This is a genomic window from Xanthomonas populi (assembly GCF_002940065.1).
GTDB lineage: Bacteria > Pseudomonadota > Gammaproteobacteria > Xanthomonadales > Xanthomonadaceae > Xanthomonas > Xanthomonas populi.
The window spans coordinates 1-5,308 of record NZ_MDEJ01000196.1 but is presented as its reverse complement, the minus strand read 5'-3'; the positions used below and the strand labels follow the sequence as shown (position 1 = coordinate 5,308).

Annotated in this window: 5 protein-coding genes and 2 pseudogenes; 4 read left to right on the top strand and 3 right to left on the bottom strand. The window is 66.2% G+C overall.

The window, feature by feature from the left end; all coding sequences use genetic code 11:
• The 3 genes and pseudogenes from XpopCFBP1817_RS22280 to XpopCFBP1817_RS19370 form a co-directional block, all read right to left on the bottom strand.
• Positions 1–323, bottom strand: a pseudogene (locus tag XpopCFBP1817_RS22280) (hypothetical protein); the annotation flags it as partial.
• Positions 324–383: 60 nt separating this feature from the next.
• On the bottom strand, positions 384–905 hold the full coding sequence (locus tag XpopCFBP1817_RS19375; protein WP_128418337.1) for a methylated-DNA--[protein]-cysteine S-methyltransferase: 522 nt from the start codon (positions 903–905) through the stop codon (positions 384–386).
• Positions 902–2,356 carry an AlkA N-terminal domain-containing protein gene (locus XpopCFBP1817_RS19370; protein WP_128418336.1) on the bottom strand — a complete coding sequence of 485 codons (1,455 nt, stop codon included), beginning with the start codon at positions 2,354–2,356 and terminating at the stop codon, positions 902–904. Before XpopCFBP1817_RS19370 ends, XpopCFBP1817_RS19375 begins: the two co-directional genes overlap by 4 nt.
• A gap of 147 nt (positions 2,357–2,503) precedes the next feature.
• Here XpopCFBP1817_RS19370 and XpopCFBP1817_RS19365 point away from each other — a divergent pair.
• The 4 genes and pseudogenes from XpopCFBP1817_RS19365 to XpopCFBP1817_RS19350 all read left to right on the top strand — a co-directional run bounded on the left by XpopCFBP1817_RS19365 (position 2,504) and on the right by XpopCFBP1817_RS19350 (position 5,134).
• Positions 2,504–3,684 (top strand): annotated as a pseudogene (locus XpopCFBP1817_RS19365) (COG3904 family protein).
• A gap of 64 nt (positions 3,685–3,748) precedes the next feature.
• Entirely contained in the window at positions 3,749–3,997 is a 249-nt protein-coding gene (locus XpopCFBP1817_RS19360; protein ID WP_128418335.1) for a hypothetical protein, read from the top strand.
• Positions 3,998–4,164: 167 nt separating this feature from the next.
• The gene (locus XpopCFBP1817_RS19355) at positions 4,165–4,707 is read left to right on the top strand and encodes a DUF4019 domain-containing protein (protein ID WP_128418334.1); all 543 of its coding nucleotides are present in this window, start codon (positions 4,165–4,167) and stop codon (positions 4,705–4,707) included.
• Positions 4,708–4,732: 25 nt separating this feature from the next.
• Complete coding sequence (locus XpopCFBP1817_RS19350; protein ID WP_128418333.1) at positions 4,733–5,134, top strand: MAPEG family protein; 402 nt, start codon at positions 4,733–4,735, stop codon at positions 5,132–5,134.
• The last annotated feature ends 174 nt before the right edge of the window (positions 5,135–5,308 follow it).

Here is a 5,308-nt window from a genome sequence, read left to right as displayed (position 1 = left end):
TGCCAGGTCCAGGCGGCTGGATGACATGGGCAACTCCACTTGGCGGTGAAGTCGTTCAGGTCAGGTCGCCTGGACCACTTCACAACCGTTGGTGTTGCGATCCAGAGTTGAAGCCGCCGGGTGATACCGCGATCGAGCATGCCGGCGCGCAGGCCGTCGATGGAGATCAGCAGCAAGGTGTGGGGCGCGCCGCTGGATGGTGCCTCTGCCGATGCCGACGCGCTGGATACGGCTACTGGCGCGCTACGTGGCGGCATAGTGCTGGTACAGGCCGCGAGCAGCGCAAGCGCGGTCGCGGCGAACACAAAACGTGGATCGATCATCACGCCAGCTTACGGCGTGGCAATGACTTCGCGAAGTCAGCGCACGTTGGTTGCGGAGAGTTAGGCGAACAGGTCGTCTGCATGGACGCTCTGGCGCGGCGACCAACCCTCCAGCTGCAACAATGCCTGCTTGGTCGGTAGGCCGCCGCCGAAACCGATTAAGGCGCCATTGGCGCCGATTACGCGGTGGCAGGGCAGCACGATCGGTAATGGATTGCGTCCGTTGGCGGCACCGACTGCGCGGCTGGCGGCGGGCCGTCCCACCGCATACGCAAGCTGCGCGTAGCTCCAGGTCTGCCCGAACGGAATCTGCGCCAGCGTGTGCCAGACCTGCAGCTGAAACGGCGTTCCGGTCGGTATCAACGGCAGATCGAAACTGCGCCGCCCGCCATGCAGATAGTCGAGCAATTGCTCGCGCGCTTCGCGCACCAGTGGCGCATCGGGGTCATGCAGCCAACGCGCACGGCCGAGCGCGTCGTAGCGATTCTGCGCGAACAGAATGTGGTGCACGCCGGCATGATCGGCGGCCACGCTGAGCGCGCCGATCGGCGAGGGGAAGGTGTCGTAATACAACGTGCTCATGAACGGGTGTCCTTGCGATCGACAGCGAGATGCCACAGGTGCAATACGGCGTAAGCGCGCCACGGTCGCCATGCCTGCGAGCGCGCTTCGGTGGCACGCTCGCTCAGGCGTTCCGGCGTGCCGAGCACCTGCTGCAGGATCAGGTCGCCGGCCGGAAACGCATCCGGATGCGACAGCGTACGCATGGCGACGTAGTGCGCGGTCCATGGCCCGATGCCGGGCAACGCAGTGCAGGCGGCGACGAACTCGGGCAGGCGTTGGCCGGCGCCGAACTGCAGAAGCCCTTGCGCGCACGCCGATGCCAATGCACGCAGCGTGGCGGCGCGTGCGCGCGGCAGGCCGAGGTGTTCCAGCGGTGCCTCGGCCAGCTGTGCAGCTGTGGGAAAGATGCGATCCAGACCCGGCGGCATCTCGGCATGATGGCCGCCATGGCGGTCGACCAGCCGCGCCGCCAGCGTCGCTGCACCGGCCACGCTGACCTGCTGGCCCAGCACCGCGCGCACCGCCACTTCAAAGCCATCCCAGCCGCCTGGTACACGCAGGCCGGGGCGGCGCGCGATCGCCTTGGCCAGCAGCGGCTCGGACGCCAGCGTGGCGTGCACGGCCTGTAGATCCGCATCCAGATCGAACAAGCGGCGCACGATCTGCGGAATCTGGCGCGGGTCGGTCGCCCCGATGCGCAGCAACAACTCCGCACGCTTCGGCGCCGCGCTGACCTCGATCAACGTGGCGTTGCCTGGCGTGCCGATGACGCGCCGGTAGCCGCTGGCGTCGACCTGCTCGATGCCGGGAATCGCGCGCCGCTGCAGAAATGCCAGCATCGCCGGCAGATCCAGTGGCGGGCGATAGCCCAGGCGCAGGGTCAACGCGCCACCGGGCACTTCGGCACGTTGCTTGCGCAACGCCGATGGCGGCATGCCGCAGCCGTCCAGAAACGCCGCATTGAAGCGGCGCAGGCTGTTGAAGCCGGCCGCCAGTGCGACCTCGGTGACCGGTAATGCCGTCTCGGTCAGCAGTTGCTTGGCCAGCAGCAGCCGGCGCGTGCCATGCACCTGGATCGGTGTGGCACCGAGCTGCTGCACGAATTGACGCTGCAATTGGCGCGCACTCAAACCCACCGCATCGGCCAGCGTCTGCACCGGCTGCTCCTGCAGCGCACCTTCGGCAATCATCGCCAACGCACGCTGCACGCTTTCTTCGCCCAGATGCTGCTGCGCCTGCGGCGACAGTTCCGGCCGACAGCGCAGGCACGGCCGGTAGCCGGCCGCACTGGCCGCTGCAGCGCTGGGGTAATAGGTAATATTGCCCGGCTTGGGCGGCGGTGCCGGGCACACCGGGCGGCAATAGATGCCTGTGCTGCGCACTGCGGTGAAGAACAACCCATCGAAGCGTGCATCGCGCGCCAACCGGGCGCGGTCGCATTGGATTCGGTCGGGCATTATGGTCTGCATGGCGCCAGTCTATGCGCTCGTCTTGACGCCGGCTGGCCGTTTTCGGACAGCGCTGCGCAGGGCATGCATGTTCATGGCAGGGTCAAACGGTCGACCCATTCAGCCATAGACGGAGGGTGATCTTCGTCGCGGTCTGTGTCTTACCTCATGCTGAAACTGTTATGCCTCTCCCTTTCATGCGTGCTGGCGCTGTCTGGCTGCGATCGCACCGGCACGTCCGCTGATGCGGCGGGCGCGCAGCAGAACGGCGCGGCGCAGGCAGGCGATGGCGACCAGATGGTGACGGTGGATACCCCCGAGCCAGTGCGCCGCCTCCGCGGCCGCTTACGCAAACAGGCGAGGCGGGGTGGCCGCAAGCGGAGCTGGACGCGGGCAAGGCCTGGATCAGTTGCGCCACCGATTACAGCAGCGCCACCGGCGACGGTACGCTGCTGCCGGCGCTGGATCGGGCCAGCGTGGAAGCGGTGCTGGCACCGTGTCGCGACACCGGCCTGCTGCGGGTGCGCTACGCCGGCAAGATCAATGCCGGCTTCGCTGCGTTGGTATGGCGGCTGGCCGCGGTGGCCGAGCAACTGCAGTTGCCGCATCGCATCCTGGATCTGGATTCCAGCGGCGGGCAGTTGGAAGCGGCGATCCGCGCAGGCGATACGATCGGCGAATCCAACTGGACCATCTGGGTGCGTGAAGGCTCGATCTGCCACAGCGCCTGCGTGTTCGTGCTGGCGGCCGGCGACAACCGGCTGGTGGCCGGCAAGATCGGCATCCATCGCATGATGCGGATCAGCTCCAAGGCCACCTCGCGTGCGGAACTCAATCGCGAATTGCGCGAGGTCTACTGCGAGGTCTACTGCAACGTCAAGGATTATCTGGAGCGCACCGGCGTGGCGGTGGCCGACCTGATGATGACCGTGCCCAACCGCAGCCTGCGCCTGCTCACGATGGACGAGCTGCGCGAGTACGGGCTGGATGGCACCAACGCGGTGCAGGACGATCTGGAGCGCATCCGTCAGATGCGCAAGTGCGGCGATCCCTTCGTGCGCCGCAAGGATGCGTTTCTGGTCGCCTTCGATCAGAAGTGCAAAGGCGAGGGCGCCGATCTGGAGGCAGTCAACGCCTGCGGCCTGGCCTTGAAGCAGCGCTTCGGGTTTCCGGATGCGGCCTGCCCGGAAGAAAGCCCGCTGGCCGAAACCGATGCTGCCGCGCTGCCGGCGACGACCGACCCGGCGGACGCAGCTGCGGCCGACACCGAGGTGGCCCCGCCGGCGGTAGCACCGGCAGCCGAGTCGGCCTCCGATCCGGCGCCGGTCCCCGTTCACAGCGAAGGCTGAGCTTCACGCGTACCGCACCGCTCGCTGCCTATCGTCGCTGAACACAACGGAGCCGGGGGGCAACATGATCGGGAAAACGAAGGGAATACTGCGGGCGTACCTGCCATCGGCACTGCTGGTGCTGGGCGGGTTCGGGGTTGCCGAGCTACTGAAGGCGATTTCCGCAGCCAAACAGGTGCAATGGCCGGCCACCTTGGCGATGTGGCTGAGCCTGGCTGCGCTGATGGCGGCCACCGCACGTGCGCTGTGGATCAGCTGGCGGCTGTGGCGAGCGCGCGGTGTTTCTACAGTACCTCCGAGCGGCGAGGCCTGACGCTGCCGGCTGTCTATGGCGAGATTGTGGCCGAGTGCGCATGAGGTCGCTGCGCCACGGCATTGTCCGCTCAAGTTAATAGACGCGACACGTACAAGACTGCCGTTCCGCCGCACCCACCGTGCGGCAGTTCTCTCTCCATCGATACGCACAAGGTCATCTGCCCAATGTTCCGCCCCCGTTTACTTGCCGTGCTGGTGTTGGCTCCGTTGCTGGTCTTCGCACAACCAACTCAGACCGGCGCGCGTCCGGCCGCCGCACCAACTGCGAGTGGAACGGCGGCTGCCGGAACAACCGCAGGCACGCCTGCAGCCAATACCGCGCAGCAAGCGCAGCTGTTCAAGCAGAACACCGAGATGACCCAGGCAGCGTTGCGTGTTGCGCAGATGGTCGATACCGATCAGGTCGCGCCGCTGTGGGATGGCACGTCCCGCGTGGCCAAGACGGCGGTCAAGCGCGATGTCTTCGTCAGCCAGATCGGCGCCGAGCGTGCGCGCCTCGGGGCGGTGGTCGGACGCGGGCAGGGCTCGGTGACACGGGTCAAGTACGGCCCCGGCGCGCAGGTGCCGGAAGGCTTGTACATCAACGTCAGCTTCCCGACCCGCTTTGCCAAAGCTCAGCAGCCGGTACGCGAGCTGGTGTCGTTCCGACTGGATGAGGACAAGACCTGGAGGCTCGCCGGCTACAGCCTGCGCGCGTCGATCAAGTAATGCAGCGGCTAACCGGGGAATCTGAGTGGAACTGACGATCGAACTAAAGATGCTGGGCTGGGCGATGGTGCTCGGCCTGGTGCAAATGTTGGCCGCCTCGGCCAGCATGACTGCCCAGCGCGGCACCAAGTGGAACGCCAGCGCTCGCGATGGCGAGACCAAACCGTTGACCGGCGTTGCGGCGCGGCTGGACCGCGCATTCCGCAACTACCAGGAAACCTTTCCGATCTTCGCCGCTGCCGTATTGGCGGTGAGTGTCGCGGGGCGCACCAACGCAGACACCGCGCTCGCGGTGCAGCTCTACCTGTGGGCGCGCGTGGCGTATGTTCCTGCGTATGCGCTGGGGATTCCGTACCTGCGCAGCGCAATCTGGGTGGTGTCGTTCTGGGGTATCGTCAAGCTGGTGCGGGCATTGCTGGGCTGGTGATGCGCGTCAGGCTGCGTTCGCGCAGCCGGTTGACGAGTGGCTGACACAATGTGGCGAGCAATTGCCTGATCGCTACCGTGGTTTGTCGTCTGTTCTAGGGCCTGTTAACACATAATAAGCCCTTCAACGATCAGGACGAAGCTCAGGAATCCGAGGAACATGACGTCGAGCTTC